Genomic DNA, 16,471 nt, shown 5'->3' with positions numbered 1-16,471 from the left:
TTTTGTTATCATCATTGGCCGTTGCATGAGAAACACGACCAGGCGGCACCGATGATCGCCACGAACCTTCAAGGAGACGGATCCTTTTGAGTAAATTCACGCCAAAGAACTCGTACGACGTCCACGTGGACGAGGAGTTCGGCATCACCGAGGCAGTAGCCACCCTGGACAACGGCGACTTCGGCTCGCGCACCATTCGTTTTGAAACGGGGCAGCTGGCGCGCCAGGCGGACGGCTCCGTGACCACCTACCTCGACGACGAGACGATGATGCTGGCCACCACCACCGCGTCCAACCAACCGCGCGAGGGCTTCGACTTCTTCCCGCTGACCGTGGACGTGGAAGAGCGCATGTACGCCGCCGGCAAAATCCCGGGATCCTTCTTCCGCCGCGAGGGCCGCCCCTCCACGCAGGCGATCTTGGCTTGCCGTCTCATTGACCGCCCGCTGCGCCCGACCTTCGTCAAGGGTCTGCGCAACGAGGTGCAGGTTGTCATCACCGTGATGTCGCAGCACCCGGAGGAGTACTACGACGTTGTGGCCATCAACGGCGCATCCGCCGCGACCCAGCTGTCCGGCCTGCCGGTTTCCGGCCCGGTCGGTGGCGTGCGCATGGCTCTGCTGGCGGACGACAAGCACCCGGAGGGCCAGTGGGTGGCCTTCCCGAACCACGAGCAGCACGAGCGCTGCCTGTTCGAGATGGTTGTCGCCGGCCGCATGGTCGAGCGCAAGCGCGGCCGCAAGACCGAAGAAGACGTAGCCATCATGATGGTGGAGGCTGGCGCCGGCGTGAACGTGGTCAAGCAGATCGAGGCCGGCTACCCGGCACCGACCGAGTCCACCGTCGCCGAGGGCATCGAGGCCGCCAAGCCGTTCATTGAGACGCTGTGCCGCGCCCAGCGCAGCCTGGCCGACGAAATGTCCAAGGAGACCAAGGAGTTCCCGCTCTTCCCGGCGTACTCCGACAAGGTCTTCAACGCCGTGGAGAAGAAGGCGTCCAAGAAGCTGGCCAAGCTGCTGACGATCAAGGGCAAGGCCGAGCGCGACGAGGCCACCAACGAGTACATGGAAGATATCGAGGACAGCCTGCTCGACGACTTCGACATCGACGACGATGACCGCGAGGAGTACGCGGCGGCGTCGAAGGAGATCCGCGCGGCCTACAACGCGCTGATGAAGCAGATCGTGCGCGAGAAGATCCTCGCCGAGGGCTTCCGCATCGACGGCCGCGGCGTGACCGACATCCGCGACCTCGAGGTCGAGGTCGAGCTCATCCCGCGCGCCCACGGCTCCGCCCTGTTCGAGCGCGGCGAGACCCAGATTTTGGGCGTGACCACCTTGGACATGCTGAAGATGGAGCAGCACCTGGATTCTTTGCACCCGGAGGACTCCAAGCGCTACATCCACCACTACAACTTCCCGCCGTACTCCACCGGCGAGACCGGCCGCGTCGGCTCCCCGAAGCGTCGCGAGATCGGCCACGGCGCACTCGCGGAGCGCGCGCTGCTGCCGGTGATCCCGTCGCGCGAGGATTTCCCGTACACCATCCGCCAGGTCTCCGAAGCGCTGGGCTCCAACGGCTCGACCTCCATGGGCTCGGTGTGCGCCTCCACGCTGTCGCTGTACAACGCGGGCGTGCCGCTGGCCGCCCCGGTCGCCGGCATCGCCATGGGCCTGGTCTCCGGCGAGGTCAACGGTGAAACCGAGTACGTCGCGCTGACCGACATCCTCGGCGCGGAGGACGCGTTCGGCGACATGGACTTCAAGGTTGCCGGCACCCGCGAGTTCATCACCGCGTTGCAGCTGGACACCAAGCTCGACGGCATCCCGTCGAAGGTGCTGGCAGAAGCCCTGACCCAGGCCCGCGACGCGCGCGACGCCATCCTCGACACCATGGCGGAGGTTATCGAGGGCCCGGACGAGATGAACTCGCTCGCTCCGAAGATCACCACCGTGAAGGTCCCCGTGGCCAAGATCGGCGAGGTCATCGGCCCGAAGGGCAAGACCATCAACCAGATCACCGAGGACACCGGCGCCGAGATCTCCATCGAGGACGACGGCACCGTGTTCGTCTCCGCCGCATCCGGCGAGGCAGCAGATGACGCGATCGAGAAGATCAACGCGATTGCCAACCCGCAGATGCCGAAGGTCGGCGAGCGCTACCTCGGCACCGTGGTCAAGACCGTGGCCTTCGGCGCGTTCGTGTCCATCATGCCGGGCACCGACGGCCTGATCCACATCTCCAACCTGGGCGGCAACACCCGCGTGGAAAACGTCGAGGACGTCATCAACGTCGGCGACAAGGTCGAGGTGGAAATCCGCGACATCGACAACCGCGGCAAGATCTCGTTGGTTCCGGTCGAGGACGGCGAGTAACCGTCAGGTAGTCGTCGAAAAGCGGGTGCTCTCGTGGTGAGAGCACCCGCTTTCTTGCTTATCGACGTTTACCTCACGGCAAGAAACGGAGCTTTTTGCCCAGATCGAGCGCCGTGGTCATGAGCTCGCCGTAGTACCTGCGCGGCATCTGCTTCGGGCCACGCATGGGCATGATCCGCTGCTGGGAGATGTTTTTGACCTCGGTGTACTTGGTCAGGCCTTCGGGGCCGTGGCGGCGGGCCACACCCGACTCCTTCACGCCGCCGAGCGGGGTGGACACGGATGCCCAGGTCGCCGCGTAGCCGTCGTTAATGGTCACGCCGCCTGCTTGGAGCTGCTCGGCGATCTCCCATGCCGTCTCGGGAGCGCCGAAAACGGAGGCGTTGAGACCGTAGTTGGTGCGGTTGGCCAAGCGGATTGCCTCGTCGATATCCGCCACGCGCTGGACGTAGACGACGGGCCCGAAGACCTCCTGGGTGAGCAGGTCTGCGTCCTCGCTGACGTCTGTGAGCACTGTCGGCTCGAAGAAGAACGGCCCCAGATCCGGGCGGGTCTTGCCGCCGGTGATGACGGTCGCGCCCTTGGACACGGCATCATCGACAAACCGTTGCACGGTGTCCAATTGGTTCTGGTTGATCAGCGAGCCCATCTGGTAGTTCCAGTTCAAGCCTGACCCCAGCTTGATTCGCTGGGTCGCATCACGGAACGCGCCGACGAAGCGGTCGAAGATCTCTTCGGGCACGTAGATGCGTTCGATGGAGACACACAGCTGGCCGGAATTGGAGAAGCAGGCTGTGGCGATGGTGTCGATGTGGGCCTGGATGTCGGCATCCGGCGCGATGATCATCGGATTCTTGCCGCCGAGCTCGGCGGAATACCCCACGAGGCGTTCGCCGACAACCTTGCCCAGCAACTTGCCGGTGGCGGTGGAGCCGGTGAACATGAGGTAGTCGCACTGCTGGGCGATTGCCTGGCCTACCTCGCGGCCGGTGCCTGTGACAATTTGGAACACATCGTGCGGAAGGCCGGCGTTGAGCAGGAGGTTCAGCGAGATGATGTTGGAAAACGGGGTGTTCAGGTCCGGCTTGGCAATCACGGCATTGCCTGCGACGAGCGCGGCGAGCGCATCCGAGATGCCGAGCGCCAACGGGTAGTTCCATGGACTGATCTGGCCGACGACGCCCTTCGGTACCCGCTGCTCCACGGTCTTGGTGATGAGGGGAAACGCGCCCGGGCGCCCCTTCATCTCGAGCTCATCAGCGGCGATATTGGCGTAGTAACGGGCGTTGTTCATCACGTCCAACACTTCGTCGTACGCCGCGGTGCGGTCCTTGCCGGTTTCAAGTTGGACGATGTCCGCGAGAAGCTCACGGTTTTCCTTGACTAGGTCGTGGAAGCGCTCAAGCAGAGCGGCGCGGTACTTCACAGGTTTAGCGGCCCACAATGGCTGGGCCCGGCGGGCGAGCTTGAAGGCCTCATCCACGTCGGCGGCGGTGCCGACACCGACCCAGCCGAGTTCCCCTTCGAAGAACGGTGATGTAACTGCCTTACGCTCGCCTGTATACAGGGAGCCGGTCGTCGCGTTAGTGGTGAATTTCTGCAGCCGGTCGAGGAAATCCACCGGGAGCGGTTGTTCTTTCAAACGAGTGATAGCCATGAGGTCTCCGTAATATTGGGTGAACGAGAAGAACACCCCAGCACCGGAGACACCTGCGGGGGAGATGCAGAGTCAGCGGTGGTGGGGTGGAGGAACGGTTAGAAGGGGCAACCGGCGGCGCGTCGCTCGTCTGCGTCGCCGCTTTGAGCATCCGTCTTGGCGGTGGTGTCCGCCCCGCCATCGCCGTGGCCGTTGTATGCGTCGGCAAGCTTCGGCTCCTTGTACTTGCCATCGATCATCCCTGCCTTGATCATCATGGAGCGTCCCGGTTCCATGTAGCGCTTGTCCTCCGGCAGGATAGTGAACAGTTTCTTCACGGCCTTGGCGATGCGGTCGAACCGGCGCTGGTCCTTCCTGGTCCACGGCAGGTCCAAGATCTCGCGCTGCTTATCGCTCAGCGTGCCGTAGGTCAGCCAGATGACACTGTTCATGAGTGGCTTCCAAATGACCTTCCACACGGCCTCAGGCACGCCGTCCGGAGCCTTGACCGGCTCCACTCGGGCGGTGCGCAGAGCGAAGTCGACCGTTTCGTTGCGTTCGAGAACGGTGTTCTCCATCTCCTCGAAGTACTTGATGTAACCGTCGAGGGTGTCGATGACCGGGCGTTCGGACATGCCGTACATGTCCCACCACGTCACGCCTTCCTGGATGATCTGTTCCTTCTCCGCGCGGGTAAAGGGAGTGCCGAAGAGCTCCTGTGCCCAGATGACGCGCCAGACGAAGGTGGCGTGGGCCCACCAGTACACGTCCGGGTTCAAGGAGTGGTAACGCTCGCCGTTGCGCAGCTTGCCTTTGATGGTGTGGTGGTAATCGCGGATCATCTTGGCGCGGGTGCCGTCATCGTAGATGGAGTAAATGATCTGCGGGGTGGAGCGCTCAAGGCGCGCGAAGGGCTCTTCGAAGAATTTGGAGTGGTCCAGCAGCGACTGGCCAATCGCCGGGTGCATGTTCTGCAGCACGCCGGTGTAGCCGCGCAGGAGCTGCAGGCGCTGGTCCGAACCCCACTTCCACAGCAGAGAATCCGGGCCGAGCGGTGCTCGCTTCAGTTCCCGCTTCGCTCGCTCCGGCTTTTCCAGGTTGTCCGGCTGCGCGAAGCGGGTGTCCTCTGCGGATTCGTTCCTACGGGCGTCTGCCCCTTCGGGTGCAAGTGCGTGAGACATCTGCGATCTTCCTTCTCTCTGGGTGTTCCGCGGACGAGTGTTTGTGTATGTGAAGTGTAATACACGGATTTAGACTCTGCGAACTAGGTCACTGATAATAGCGTCAATCGGATGTCGATGTGTTGTTAAACCCCTTACAAACGATGTGCTACGGTGTTCCAGATCATAAACGCTCGCCGTATGGCCGTCCATAGACTGGCGGTTTGGTGTCGGGCCACGGACGGAAGGAAGCGCCATGGGAAGGATCAACAAGGCGAAAGCTGGTGCAGCTCTACTCGCTGGACTCATTGGCTTTGGCGCCACCGGCGTTGCCGTTGCGCAGGGCGGACTGACCGCGAACCTGGCGTTATCGGGAACCTTTTTCAAGATCAGTATGACCCACCTTGAGGGGGAAGGGCTGAGTATCTTTACGGACGGCGAGCAGATGGCGAATGAGTCGCTCCCTGTCGCACGACTGAAATTTGAGCATGCGTACGCGTCCAACCTTTGTCTCTCCGCTGCGCTTCCCGACGTCCCGGTGGTGGGCGAGAGCACGTTCACGCTGAAGGCGCTCGGCGACAACAGCGTCGAGGTCCGCGACCTCGTCGTCGGCGCGACTGACATCAAGGGTGCTCTCGACCTCACGGATGCTTCGGTGGGTGCCGACGCGAGCCAGTTCAATTCCATGGCGCCCGAGGGAACGTGGGGTCTGCACGCAAATAAGGTCACGCTGAGTGCGGACGACATTCGCGCCACCTCCGTCGGCGCGAAAAAGCTCATCGCCTCAGGTGTGGTCGTCGACGTAGCGCGGGGAATGGCCGATGGATGCACGAGCTAACACCGTGGAGGACGACGACTTCTTCTTCGGGGATTACGACGGTGACTCCGATGACGAGCAGCAAGGGCGCGTGGCGAAGCGCCGCGACGGTGAACACCGTGTTAAGTCAGCGCCCGCGCGAGAGAAATTCAGAGCATGGAGGAAACAGCGGCCATTTCTTCCTGGCTTGCTGGTGGTTCTCTCCGGCGTGGTGATGCTCGCGCCGGCCTACTTCACTATTCGTGTGTCTGACCTGCTTGTGATGATCGCGACTATCTCTGGAGTCTCCACGTTGCTCATCGGCGCCGCGCTCATCATGTTCGGCATCGGGATGTGGCTGCAGCCGTTTGCAGCGCCCTACCTGGGCGTGATGAGCATCTTGGTGGCTATCATCTCGCTGCCAACGTCGAATCTAGGCGGGTTTTTCGTCGGTGCTCTGCTAGGCATTGTCGGCGGAGCCCTCGGCCTCGCTTGGGAGGACCGGGATACGAAACCGGGCGGAAAGCACACTCGAAGTAGAAAGAAAGAGCAGGCGTCGCCGGCTGCGGGCAGAGGGCAACCTTCCCGCCGTGGAGGATCCAGCAAGATCGACTTATCCTTGTTGCGAAACGCTAAATCCGTAGCCGTGGTACTTGCAGGTGCGGGACTGTTTGTGGCGAATACGGGGGAGGAGCCTGCGGTCAATGCCCAAGAGTCGGCGCCGCAGCAGCCCGAGATCCCGGCGCTGCCGCCCCTGCCGCCCGCGCCTTCACTGCCTCAGTTGCCGAGCTTGCCCAACCCACTGGATAATCAGATGCCGTCGGCACCACAGCCTCCCTCGGTGCCGTTGCCCCAACCCTCGGATCCGCGGGAACTGCTGACGTATCCGGAACTCGAGCCGACGCGCACGGTTGCGCCTCAAAACCTGAGCACCGTGACCGCAGACAATGTAGCGCTCACCGGCAACGTCCGCGCCACGATGGGCATGGTCACTATCGGTGACGTGCCGACGCGGACACTAATTCTTACGGGTGACAGCCTCGCTGCGCGCAATCTCTCGCTGGAAGTGCCGGGTTTCTCAGCCCGTGGCATCCTGACCACTGGCCAGGTGGAGACAAAGGTTTACGACGGGCCCGTGACCGTCGTGGCCACAGGACTGACCGCAACCCCCGTTGTTGCAGGCGCGCCCACGCTCCCGGTGACAGTCGATCTCCACGGCTCCCTCGGCGACGTGCTCGCCCAATTAGGTGTGCCGGATGCCCACCCGGTGCCGAATGTCCCTGTGCCGAACTTCGTGATGGACCGCATAGCCCTCGGCAACGTGTCCATGCAAATGGTGAGCCTCGACGGGATGCACCTGCACGCGCCCGCGGTGCAACTTAAGGTTCCGAAGTAGCTAGTCAAAAAGAACAAGCATGGGGCCGTCGGTACGCACCGACGGCCCCATGCTTTGTGTCTTTTTAGTTGGCCTTCGCCTCGGCCTTCTCAAATGCACGGGAAGCGATCGCCACCATACGAGCCTTGCGCGGCAGTACCGAGAAGACGCCGCGGGTGGCGCGGGAGAAGATGTTGAGCTTGCGCTGGTCCGCCTTCGTCCACTCCAGACCGAGTGAGTTGCGGACCTTCTCCGGCAGCAATCCGATGGACACCCACAGCAGCAGCTTTGACGCGTACGGCGCGATGGGCTTCCACGCCCAGCGTGGAACCGACGGGTCCGGCGGGTCCAGCGTCAGGCCGTTCATGATGCGGGAGCGGTCGATGGTTTCGCTCGGGCCCAGCTTGTCGTACATGGCGTCCATGTAAGCGACGTACTCGTCGTAGGACTTCGGGGCGCCCTCCGGCTCGGCCACCCCGTAGTAGCTGTACCAGGTGCGCGACTCCTGGAAGAGCTGTTCGCGCTCAGCGTGCGTCATGTCGGGCATGAAGTTGCCGGCCAGGAGATACGGCATTGCGACGAACGTCGCGTGCGCCCAGTAGTAGACCTCCGGGTTCAACGAGTGGTAGCGCGAGCCGTCCGGGTGTGTGCCTTTGATGTCCTTGTGGAAGTCGCGGATCATCGCGCCGACTTCCGGGCCTTCGTACACCGTGCGGATGATCGGGAACGCGGAGCGGACCAGGCGGGCGACCTCGTTGTCGAACACGTTGGACTGCTGCACCAGCGAGCGGCTGATGTCGCGCTGCGCAATCTGCAGCACGCCGGCGCTCAAGGCAACGAACAGGGAGCGCCAGTCGCCGAAACGCTGCCACAGAATGGAATCGGGGCCGAGCTCCGGCAGGCCATCGGTGTCGATTGCGGCGTCCGTTACGACATGCTCGGTTGGGGTAATGCTGTCGGAGGGTTTCAGAATGGTCATCGTGTCTCCTTAGAAGTTTTCGGTCGCCGTGGTCTAGCTCGCAGTTTGGCGGGCGGCGCGACGGGTTGGGGCCTGGTAGTTTTCTGCGCGTTCGAAGCTGTGGACCTCAGGGTCGAACTCGACGAGTGCCGCTTTCAATCCGCGGACGGTGCCGGGCTGCACGCGCCACTTGTCGGGCTTGATTGTCAGGGCACCGGGGCCGCGGATCTCCAGCTGGCGAACGTATCTGCGGGCGTAGTCGCCGCGTGCCTCGAAAACGGCCCAGGACTTCTGGTCGAATTTCGGGTCGGGGGTGCGGTAGTCCACGAAAAGCGCGTTGGGCAGGCCTACGACATCCACGCCGTTGTGGAGGTACAGCTCATCTGCGTTGATGTTCTTGCGGCCGGGGACGCCGATCCACGGGGAAGGTTCGCCGGTGGCGCGGATCAGCACGTCGAAAGGCTCAGTGCGTGTTTCCCCGTTGCGGGTGTAGCTCACCTCCCACTGACCTTCTGCGGCGTTCCATTCGGCGCCCGTGACTTCGCTACCGCCTCTAAACGTCGCGCCACTTGCGTCGACAGCGGCTTCGAGGTGCGCGATTAGCGAGCGAGGGGTGCCGTCCGTGGCTGTGAGCTTCAAATACGGAGTGCGGAAGTGTTGCCGTCTGGACACGGTGGGCGAATCCGGGGCGGTCAGATGCCCGCCGATGTACTCCTGGCGGTCGAATAGGGCTGTGTCGAAGCCGGAAAACGCGCACTCCGCCGCAGCGGTGCAACCGGAAATACCGGCGCCGACAACCGCCACCGTGGGGCGGCGATACGGGTCAAACATCTTAAAAACCTTTCACACAGACTCTCCGGCGCCACTTTTAGGCGTCAGTGTGTTTCCGTTCACTTTAGACGCTTTTTAGGCGCGGCATCGCATAAAAGGTTGGGGATGTGTGGCGACGGGGTCCTAGTCGGTGCCGCGACCAGGCTCATCTGTAGGCCGCTCACCGTGGCCGAACAGCTCATTGCGCCTCCAGTAGGCGTACAACCCGGCAAGGGGAGAGAACCCCATGAGGAATCCCCACCGGCGCTTGGAATCTTCGTCCATGTCGCTGCGGTGGATCTCCTTGGAGGCGGTGCCCAGGGCCACGATGCCGCCGATGGACAGCAGTGCTACGAAACCGAGCCCGAGCCAAGAAATGAGACTCATTTCCGTCTCCTACTTCTGAAAGTCGACGACCACGCGGGTCGGGTTCTCCAGCAGGTACAGGTTGTACGGTCGCTGGGCGTCGAGGCCGACGATGTACTGGGCGTCCGCCTCGAAGATTCCGCCGTCAGCGATTTCCTGGATCCCGCCAGCGGCCACGCCAGCGGGGTCGGCCTTAGCCAGGTCAGCATCGCTCAAGCCCATCGACCACGGCACACCCTGGATGATCAGTTCGAAGTACGCGTTGCCGGCCGGCACGAGCGGCAGTCCGGACGCCTGCTGGCGCGGATCCGGGGTGTAGCCGGCCAAAACGTTCGGTGTGCCGGTGCCGGAAAGTTCCACCACGACGCGGTCGACGCCCTCGTGGGAGCCGGCGCGGACGTCTTCGATCTGCAACTCGGGGTGGCCCGGGTTCTGCAGGTGGGTGTCCTCCAAGGTAAAGGGTGTAGCGGACTGGCCGCCTGCCGGGGCCGCCGCTGCGGAAACGTCCTTGGTGTCAGACTCTGCCGTGCCTTCTGCGGACGCGGATGTGGACGCAGAAGAGGAAGCCGGTGCAGTGGAACTCGCGGTGGAGGTCGTCACCGATCCGGTCTCCGGCTCAACAGACGGCTCCGTGTCTCCCGTCTCGGCTCCGCAGCCTGCAACGGTCAGGGCGGTGATTGCGAGCGCTGCACAAAGAGCTCGGCTGCGGGTGGGGCTGAACTTGCGGCTGTGGAGTGTCATAGCCCCACCCTAGCGGGGCTACCATGGCCACCGGAGACAAACAGAAAGGACACCCATGATCAAAGTTGGAGTGCTCGGAGCGACCGGCAAGGTCGGCTCCGCCGTTGTTGCCGGTGTGGAGAAGGCTGATGACCTGCAGCTCGCCGCCAAGGTGAGTGCTGGCGATTCGTTGCAGGTGCTGGTGGATGAAGGCGTGGACGTCATCGTCGACTTCACCACCCCGAACGCGGTGATGGACAACCTGGAGTTCTGCATCAATAACGGCATCCACTGCGTGGTGGGCACCACCGGCTTCGACGATGAGCGATACCAAAAGGTGCGCGACTGGTGCGCGGCAAACGAGGGCGTCGGAGTGCTCATCGCCCCGAACTTCGCCATCTCCGCGGTGCTGACCATGGCGTTCGCCCGCCAGGCGGCGCCGTTCTTCGAGTCGGCGGAGGTAGTGGAGTTCCATCACCCGAACAAACTCGACGCGCCTAGCGGCACGGCGGTCAAGACCGCGCAGGGGATCGCGGACGCGCGAAAGAACGCTGGCCTGACGGAGATGCCGGATGCTACCGAGCAGGCGCTGGACGGCTCCCGCGGCGCGAGCGTCGATGGCGTTCCGGTGCACGCGGTGCGCATGAAGGGCATGGTCGCGCACGAAGAGGTCATCTTCGGCACCACCGAGCAGTCCCTGACCATCCGTCAGGACTCCTACGGCCGCGAATCCTTCGTCCCCGGCGTGCTCACCGGCGTGCGCGAGGTGGCGAACCGTCCGGGCCTGACCATCGGCCTCGACGCCTACCTCGGGCTGTAAATGCAGGTTGAACTCGTCGCAGCCACTGCACTGCGGGCCCCGGTTGCAGAGGGCGTCACCCACGGGGAGAGTGCGGTTGCCTACGCCTTGCTTAGCGACGAACCTCCGGCCGCCCTCCTTCGCCGCCATGCCGACGACCTCGCCGATTCCCGCGCGCACATACTGGAACACGCCAGCGCTACCTTGCATATCCGGGGTATCTCACGCGACGCGGCCGCCGCGGTCCGGGGGCACGGCCTGGCGGTCAGCGAGCGCGCGGCACAAGGCGCGGTGATACCGGCCGCGATTGCCGCCGACGAGGAGCTCACGCGACTGTTTGAGGCTGCCGTGGAGGAAGCGGAGTTCGTCCGCGGCGAGCTGTTGCACGCGTTGGAGGAGGCGATGGCTGGCGAGCCGAACGCGCTCTTAAGGCGCAAGCGCTCGCGCGAGGCAGCCGACGCCCTTGTGCCTGCCGCCGCCGCGACCGAGTTGGTCGCCACCGGCACCTACCGGGCATGGCGTGAATTTATCGCCGCGCACAACGGCAGGTTCCAGCACGAAGAGATCCGGCAGCTTGCACTTGCGGTGCTCGAGGTCATGCACCGCGAGGCGCCGCTGCTTTTCGGCGATTTGGCCGAAGGGGAACGTCGATAAGCAATTGCTCCCGTGAGGCAGGTATCCTACTGGGCCATGGGCACATCTCTCAAAGCTGATCTGGGAGCCGACATCTTCGGCTCCGTCTGCGTAGCAATGGTCACGCCGTTTGATTCCGACGGCGAACTAGACGTTGTGGCAGGCCGCGATCTCGCTGCCCACTTGGTAGAACAAGGAATCGACGCACTAGTGCTCGCAGGCACAACGGGCGAATCCCCGACAACCACCGACGAAGAAAAGGTCGCGCTGCTCAAGGCAGTGCGCGAAGAGGTAGGGGACAAAGCCCGCATCATCGCTGGCGCGGGGTCCAACGACACCCGCCATGCGGTGGCAATGGCGAAATCGGCCGCGGAAGCCGGCGCTGACGGCCTGCTGGTTGTCACGCCGTACTACTCCAAGCCGTCCCAGGCAGGGGTGGAGGCGCACTTCCGCGCAGTTGCGGAAGCGACCGATCTTCCTGTCTGCCTGTACGACATCCCCGGCCGTTCCGGCATTCCGATCGATTCCGGCACCATCCGCAAGCTTGCGGAAGTGGACACGATCCAAGCGGTGAAGGACGCAAAGGGCAACTTCCTTGAAGCGTCCACGCTGATCCAGGAGACCGGGCTGGCGTGGTACTCGGGCGATGATCCCCTGAACCTGCCGTGGCTCGCCGTCGGCGCGACCGGAATGATCTCTGTGGTGGGGCATGCCGCACCGAAGGCACTGCGTGAACTAGTGACTGCATACGAGAGCGGCGATCTCGCCCGCGCACGGGAAATCAACGCCAACACACTCAACGTGCTCGCGCGCCAACAGGGCGCGCTGGGTGGCGTGACATTTGCAAAGGCAGCTCTGCGACTGCAGGGCATCGAAGTAGGAGACCCGCGCCTGCCGGTCGCTGCGGCGACGGATGAGCAGGTCGAGCGGCTCCGCGAAGAAATGACACAGGCTGGAGTCCTATAAACATGAATGAACCCCGCAACCGCGCACGCAAGGTGACGCGCAAGGCTGGGCCGCCGGAGGCAACCGAACAGCAGCCGGTATTCCAGGCACCGAGCGACGCCCCGGCGAACGGCGGCGGCAACGACGCGCCAGCTGAGCGCGACGGTGGAAACAACGGCAATAACGGCGGCAACGGCCGCGGCGGCCGCGACGGCGGAAACGGCAATAACGGCAACAACAACCGCGGCGGCAATGGCCGCGGTGGCCGTGGCGGTGAAGGCCGCGACAACAATAACGGCAACGGCGGCGGCAGCAGCCGCAACCGTCGTCGCCGCGGCCGTGGCGGCAACGGTGGCGGCCACGGCGGCGGTCGCCGCAACCCGATGAAGTCGATGCAGGGCGCGGATCTGACCAAGCGCCTGCCCGCACCGCCAAAGCCGGCGAAGGACACGCTGCGCATCTACGCGCTCGGCGGCATTTCCGAAATCGGCCGCAATATGACGGTCTTCGAGTACAACGGCCGCCTGCTCATCGTGGACTGCGGCGTGCTGTTCCCGAATTCGGACGAGCCGGGCGTGGATCTCGTGCTGCCGGACTTCGGCCCGATTGAAAACAAGCTGGACAAGATCGACGCACTCGTGGTCACGCACGGCCACGAGGACCACATTGGTGCTATCCCGTGGCTGCTCAAGCTGCGCAGCGATATTCCGATCTACTCGTCCAAGTTCACGAACGCGCTGATTAAGGCGAAGACGCAGGAGCACCGTCAGCGTCCGAAGCTCAACGACGTGAACAAGGATTCCGAGGTCACCGTCGGCCCGTTCCGTCTGCGCTTCTGGCACGTCAACCACTCGATCCCGGAGTGCCTGGGCGTGTCCATTAAGACTGGCGCGGGCCACGTGGTGATGACCGGCGACGTGAAGGTGGACCAGACGCCGTACGACGGCAAGCCGACGGACATCCCGGCGCTTGCCCGCCTCGGCGACGAAGGCATCGACCTGTTCATGTGCGATTCCACTAACGCCACCATCCCGGGTATCTCCGCCTCGGAGGCCGGTATTGAGGAGACGCTGACACGCCTGGTGTCCAACGCCCGCCAGCGTGTGGTCATCGCGTCGTTCGCGTCCAACGTGGCGCGCGTGCAGATGGCTATCAACGCCGCTGTGGCGAACAACCGCAAGGTGGCCTTCAACGGCCGCTCCATGCTGCGCAACATGGAGATCGCGGAGAAGATGAACCTGCTCAAGGCTCCGAAGGGCACGATCATCCCGATCGAGGAAGCCGCGAAGATGGCGCCGCACAAGGCGGTGCTGATCACTACCGGCACCCAGGGTGAGCCGATGGCTGCGCTGTCGCGCATGTCCCGCCGTGAGCACCGCCAGATCACCATCCACGACGGCGACACGATCATCCTGTCCTCCTCGCTCATTCCGGGCAACGAGGAAGCGGTGTTCGCGGTTATCAACAACCTTGCGCAGATCGGCGCGAACGTGATCACCAACGCCGAGGCGCACGTCCACGCGTCGGGCCACGGCTACGCCGGCGAGCTGCTCGCGCTCTACAACGCGGCGCGCCCGCGCAACGCGATGCCGGTGCACGGCGAGTGGCGCCACATGCGCGCCAACAAGGAGCTGGCGATCTCCACTGGTGTGAAGCCGAACAACACGGCGCTCGCCCAGAACGGCGTGGTGGTGGACATGCACAAGGGCAACATCAAGGTGGCCGGCCAGTACCAGGTGGGGCAGCTCTACGTCGACGGCACCACCATGGGCGACGTGGACCCGGACGTGTTGGCGGACCGTACCTCGCTGGCGTCCGGAGGCGTCGTGTCCATCACCTGCGTGGTCGACGACAGCACCGGGCGTCTGCTGGAGGCGCCGCAGGTGTCCACCACGGGCTACAGCGACGACGACCGCGACTTCAACAAGAAAGTCGTCGAGGGCGTTGAGGCCGTCATGGGCGATCTGGCCGCCGAGGGCGAGAACGATCCGTTCCGCATGGTGCAGCAGATCCGCCGCAAGGTCTCCCGCGCGATTGAGCAGAACTACAAGCGCCAGCCGGTGATTCTGCCGACTGTGGTGCCGATGTCGTCGGACAACCACATCGCCAGCGAAGACGAGATCGCGTCCACCCGCGAGTCCCGCTAGGCATTTTGCTTGACGACGCCCCTTCGGCCCGCCCCGTGGCAGCCGAGGGGGCTAACGCGTTTTCGCGGTATTCCGATACGACAGGTATGAGATACCTCAACCGCACCGCAGCAGCCGTCGTTCTTGCCGCAACCCTCCTTGCACCAGTAGCCGCCGCCGATGAGACCAGCTGGACAGGCGGGCACCCACTGCCGCCGGGAACCGAGGTGCCGTTCGATCCCGGTTACGCCACCGAGTGGCGCAGCTACGATGTGGTGAAGTGGGGTGACCCCAACTTCCGCAACCAGGACGTGCGTGGCGTTCGCGTGATCGGCCAGTTCAACCAGGATTCGATCCTGTGCCTGGAAAACGCGAAGGCCGGTATGTGGGGCTGCTACGTCGACGGCAAAGAGGCAACCGAGCTGAGTTACATGCCGTACGGCAAGGTCGTGACTGTGGATCCGCTGGTCAACTTCTTCGCTCCAGTGATCCGCTTTTTCCTGGGGTTCCAGGCAAGGCTGGGGCTGTCGAACTTGCTACCAGGATCCTCCCAGATGTAGCCGGAAAACGTACGGTTTCATAACAACCGTGCATCACGTCTAGGAATCTTTGTGACGGGTGTGCACAATGTGGCCCATGAAGACCGCAACGAAAACCGCCGCGGCACTGCTTGCCGCCACAGTGACACTTGTACCAACCGCTCATGCACAGGACGACGTTGACTGGACCGGAGGCCGACCACTGCCGCCCGGGACCGAGGTTCCGTACGACCCCGGCTACGCATCCGCGTGGAAACTCTACGACGTGATCCGTTTCGGTGACCCGAACTTCCGCAACATCAAGGTGCAGGGAGTGCGCGTGATGGGCGCCTTCGAGGGCGACTCTGTCATGTGCCACATGAATGCCAAGGGTGGGCGAAATGAGTGCTATAAGGACGGCAAGCAGGCGACAAAGCTCGGATGGGGCCGTGGCGGAGAGGTGATCACCTTCGACCCAAAGGTCGAACAGTTTGCACCTTTGATCAGGGACTACAACAGCCTGGAACTGCAGCTCTCCAGCGGCACCGGAGTGAACCTTTCCAGCTAGGCTTGGGCGCATGTCTTTTGCGCAGAAGGAACGTGAACGCCTCGCTCAGTTGCTGCTTCAGGTCGGCCCCGATGCGCCGACGCTAAATGAAGGCTGGAATACCCGAGACCTCGCAGTGCACCTGCTCATCCGCGAGTCCAAGCCGGCCGCGGCCCCGGGAATCTTCGTGAATGCGCTGTCCGGCATCACCGAGAAGGAGACGGAGAAGCAGCAAGCCCGCCCGTACGAAGACGTCGTGCGCGAGTGGGCTGCCGGCCCGCCCGTGTGGCTCAAGCCGCTGAACTCCGCAATGAACACCTCCGAGCACTTCATTCACCACGAAGACGTGCGCCGGGGTGGGGGAGTGGTTGAGCCTCGCGAGTTCTCCCAAGTCATCAACGAGGAACTATTTGCGCTGGCGAAGCGCTTTGGCAAGCTGACGCTTCGTAACGCGCCGGTGCCCGTGATCTTGACTCCGCCGACGATGCCGCCTGCGACCATCGGCGACAAGGCTGGGGTCGCCGAGCGCGGAGACAACGTGCTGCGGGTGTCGGGCGATCCTGGCGAGCTACTGCTGTGGGCGTCCGGTCGCGATGCCGCCAAGGTGGAGCTGACTGGTGCCGTGGAGGCGTTCGAGGGGTTCGATATCAAGATGTGACCCTTGACTGCGCGTCGCAGGTGTGGCGTGAGGTGTAAATGTGACTTAA

16 protein-coding genes are annotated in these 16,471 nt (G+C 63.6%); 10 read left to right on the top strand and 6 right to left on the bottom strand.

Features of this window, described 5'->3' with window-relative positions; translation table 11 throughout:
- Window positions 1-86 precede the first annotated feature (86 nt).
- On the top strand, window positions 87-2,375 hold the full coding sequence (locus CAFEL_RS06820; RefSeq protein ID WP_194559448.1) for a polyribonucleotide nucleotidyltransferase: 2,289 nt from the start codon (window positions 87-89) through the stop codon (window positions 2,373-2,375).
- A 73-nt stretch (window positions 2,376-2,448) separates the two neighbouring features.
- Here CAFEL_RS06820 and CAFEL_RS06815 read toward each other — a convergent pair whose 3' ends face one another.
- Together CAFEL_RS06815 and CAFEL_RS06810 are read right to left on the bottom strand one after the other, a co-directional pair.
- The gene (locus CAFEL_RS06815; RefSeq protein WP_194559447.1) at window positions 2,449-4,032 is read right to left on the bottom strand and encodes a succinic semialdehyde dehydrogenase; all 1,584 of its coding nucleotides are present in this window, start codon (window positions 4,030-4,032) and stop codon (window positions 2,449-2,451) included.
- Window positions 4,033-4,130: 98 nt separating this feature from the next.
- Window positions 4,131-5,192 (bottom strand): oxygenase MpaB family protein, encoded by a 1,062-nt coding sequence (locus CAFEL_RS06810; RefSeq protein ID WP_194559446.1) that lies wholly within the window; start codon window positions 5,190-5,192, stop codon window positions 4,131-4,133.
- 235 nt (window positions 5,193-5,427) lie between these two features.
- Here CAFEL_RS06810 and CAFEL_RS06805 point away from each other — a divergent pair, with 235 nt between their 5' ends.
- Both CAFEL_RS06805 and CAFEL_RS06800 read left to right on the top strand, forming a co-directional pair.
- Window positions 5,428-6,009, top strand: coding sequence for a DUF6230 family protein (locus CAFEL_RS06805; protein WP_194559445.1), 582 nt, complete (start codon window positions 5,428-5,430; stop codon window positions 6,007-6,009).
- 4 nt (window positions 6,010-6,013) lie between these two features.
- The gene (locus tag CAFEL_RS06800) at window positions 6,014-7,363 is read left to right on the top strand and encodes a DUF6114 domain-containing protein (RefSeq protein WP_290171974.1); all 1,350 of its coding nucleotides are present in this window, start codon (window positions 6,014-6,016) and stop codon (window positions 7,361-7,363) included.
- Between the two features lie 64 nt (window positions 7,364-7,427).
- Here CAFEL_RS06800 and CAFEL_RS06795 read toward each other — a convergent pair whose 3' ends face one another.
- The 4 genes from CAFEL_RS06795 to CAFEL_RS06780 form a co-directional block, all read right to left on the bottom strand.
- Window positions 7,428-8,321, bottom strand: a complete 894-nt coding sequence (locus CAFEL_RS06795) for an oxygenase MpaB family protein (RefSeq protein ID WP_194559443.1) — start codon at window positions 8,319-8,321, stop codon at window positions 7,428-7,430.
- A 33-nt stretch (window positions 8,322-8,354) separates the two neighbouring features.
- Window positions 8,355-9,131, bottom strand: coding sequence for an NAD(P)-binding protein (locus tag CAFEL_RS06790; protein WP_194559442.1), 777 nt, complete (start codon window positions 9,129-9,131; stop codon window positions 8,355-8,357).
- 123 nt (window positions 9,132-9,254) lie between these two features.
- On the bottom strand, window positions 9,255-9,497 hold the full coding sequence (locus CAFEL_RS06785; protein WP_194559441.1) for a hypothetical protein: 243 nt from the start codon (window positions 9,495-9,497) through the stop codon (window positions 9,255-9,257).
- 9 nt (window positions 9,498-9,506) lie between these two features.
- On the bottom strand, window positions 9,507-10,217 hold the full coding sequence (locus CAFEL_RS06780; RefSeq protein ID WP_194559440.1) for an AMIN-like domain-containing (lipo)protein: 711 nt from the start codon (window positions 10,215-10,217) through the stop codon (window positions 9,507-9,509).
- Window positions 10,218-10,272: 55 nt separating this feature from the next.
- Here CAFEL_RS06780 and dapB point away from each other — a divergent pair, with 55 nt between their 5' ends.
- The 7 genes from dapB (at window position 10,273) to CAFEL_RS06745 (ending at window position 16,422) form a co-directional block, all read left to right on the top strand.
- Window positions 10,273-11,016 (top strand): 4-hydroxy-tetrahydrodipicolinate reductase, encoded by a 744-nt coding sequence (dapB, locus tag CAFEL_RS06775; RefSeq protein WP_194559439.1) that lies wholly within the window; start codon window positions 10,273-10,275, stop codon window positions 11,014-11,016.
- Entirely contained in the window at window positions 11,017-11,649 is a 633-nt protein-coding gene (locus CAFEL_RS06770) for an FAD-dependent thymidylate synthase (protein WP_194559438.1), read from the top strand.
- A 36-nt stretch (window positions 11,650-11,685) separates the two neighbouring features.
- Entirely contained in the window at window positions 11,686-12,594 is a 909-nt protein-coding gene (gene dapA / locus CAFEL_RS06765; RefSeq protein ID WP_194559437.1) for a 4-hydroxy-tetrahydrodipicolinate synthase, read from the top strand.
- A 2-nt stretch (window positions 12,595-12,596) separates the two neighbouring features.
- Window positions 12,597-14,720, top strand: a complete 2,124-nt coding sequence (locus CAFEL_RS06760; protein WP_290171973.1) for a ribonuclease J — start codon at window positions 12,597-12,599, stop codon at window positions 14,718-14,720.
- Window positions 14,721-14,806: 86 nt separating this feature from the next.
- A complete protein-coding gene (locus CAFEL_RS06755) occupies window positions 14,807-15,259 on the top strand; it encodes a hypothetical protein (RefSeq protein ID WP_194559436.1) in 453 nt (150 codons plus the stop codon).
- Window positions 15,260-15,335: 76 nt separating this feature from the next.
- Window positions 15,336-15,785, top strand: coding sequence for a hypothetical protein (locus tag CAFEL_RS06750; protein ID WP_194559435.1), 450 nt, complete (start codon window positions 15,336-15,338; stop codon window positions 15,783-15,785).
- A 10-nt stretch (window positions 15,786-15,795) separates the two neighbouring features.
- Window positions 15,796-16,422 carry a TIGR03085 family metal-binding protein gene (locus tag CAFEL_RS06745; RefSeq protein WP_194559434.1) on the top strand — a complete coding sequence of 209 codons (627 nt, stop codon included), beginning with the start codon at window positions 15,796-15,798 and terminating at the stop codon, window positions 16,420-16,422.
- Window positions 16,423-16,471: the final 49 nt, after the last annotated feature.

This window comes from Corynebacterium afermentans subsp. lipophilum, assembly GCF_030408375.1.
In the GTDB taxonomy this organism is placed as follows: Bacteria; Actinomycetota; Actinomycetes; order Mycobacteriales; family Mycobacteriaceae; genus Corynebacterium; species Corynebacterium lipophilum.
This window is presented reverse-complemented; position numbering and strand designations above follow the sequence as displayed.

Bases quoted from the DNA above. Each gene is read 5' to 3' on its own strand.
- CAFEL_RS06815 (WP_194559447.1), bottom strand. From the start codon at position 4,032: ATGGCTATCACTCGTTTGAAAGAACAACCGCTCCCGGTGGATTTCCTC.
- CAFEL_RS06810 (WP_194559446.1), bottom strand. From the start codon at position 5,192: ATGTCTCACGCACTTGCACCCGAAGGGGCAGACGCCCGTAGGAACGAA.
- CAFEL_RS06805 (WP_194559445.1), top strand. From the start codon at position 5,428: ATGGGAAGGATCAACAAGGCGAAAGCTGGTGCAGCTCTACTCGCTGGA.
- CAFEL_RS06795 (WP_194559443.1), bottom strand. From the start codon at position 8,321: ATGACCATTCTGAAACCCTCCGACAGCATTACCCCAACCGAGCATGTC.
- CAFEL_RS06790 (WP_194559442.1), bottom strand. From the start codon at position 9,131: ATGTTTGACCCGTATCGCCGCCCCACGGTGGCGGTTGTCGGCGCCGGT.
- CAFEL_RS06785 (WP_194559441.1), bottom strand. From the start codon at position 9,497: ATGAGTCTCATTTCTTGGCTCGGGCTCGGTTTCGTAGCACTGCTGTCC.
- CAFEL_RS06780 (WP_194559440.1), bottom strand. From the start codon at position 10,217: ATGACACTCCACAGCCGCAAGTTCAGCCCCACCCGCAGCCGAGCTCTT.
- dapB (WP_194559439.1), top strand. From the start codon at position 10,273: ATGATCAAAGTTGGAGTGCTCGGAGCGACCGGCAAGGTCGGCTCCGCC.
- CAFEL_RS06770 (WP_194559438.1), top strand. From the start codon at position 11,017: ATGCAGGTTGAACTCGTCGCAGCCACTGCACTGCGGGCCCCGGTTGCA.
- dapA (WP_194559437.1), top strand. From the start codon at position 11,686: ATGGGCACATCTCTCAAAGCTGATCTGGGAGCCGACATCTTCGGCTCC.
- CAFEL_RS06760 (WP_290171973.1), top strand. From the start codon at position 12,597: ATGAATGAACCCCGCAACCGCGCACGCAAGGTGACGCGCAAGGCTGGG.
- CAFEL_RS06755 (WP_194559436.1), top strand. From the start codon at position 14,807: ATGAGATACCTCAACCGCACCGCAGCAGCCGTCGTTCTTGCCGCAACC.
- CAFEL_RS06750 (WP_194559435.1), top strand. From the start codon at position 15,336: ATGAAGACCGCAACGAAAACCGCCGCGGCACTGCTTGCCGCCACAGTG.
- CAFEL_RS06745 (WP_194559434.1), top strand. From the start codon at position 15,796: ATGTCTTTTGCGCAGAAGGAACGTGAACGCCTCGCTCAGTTGCTGCTT.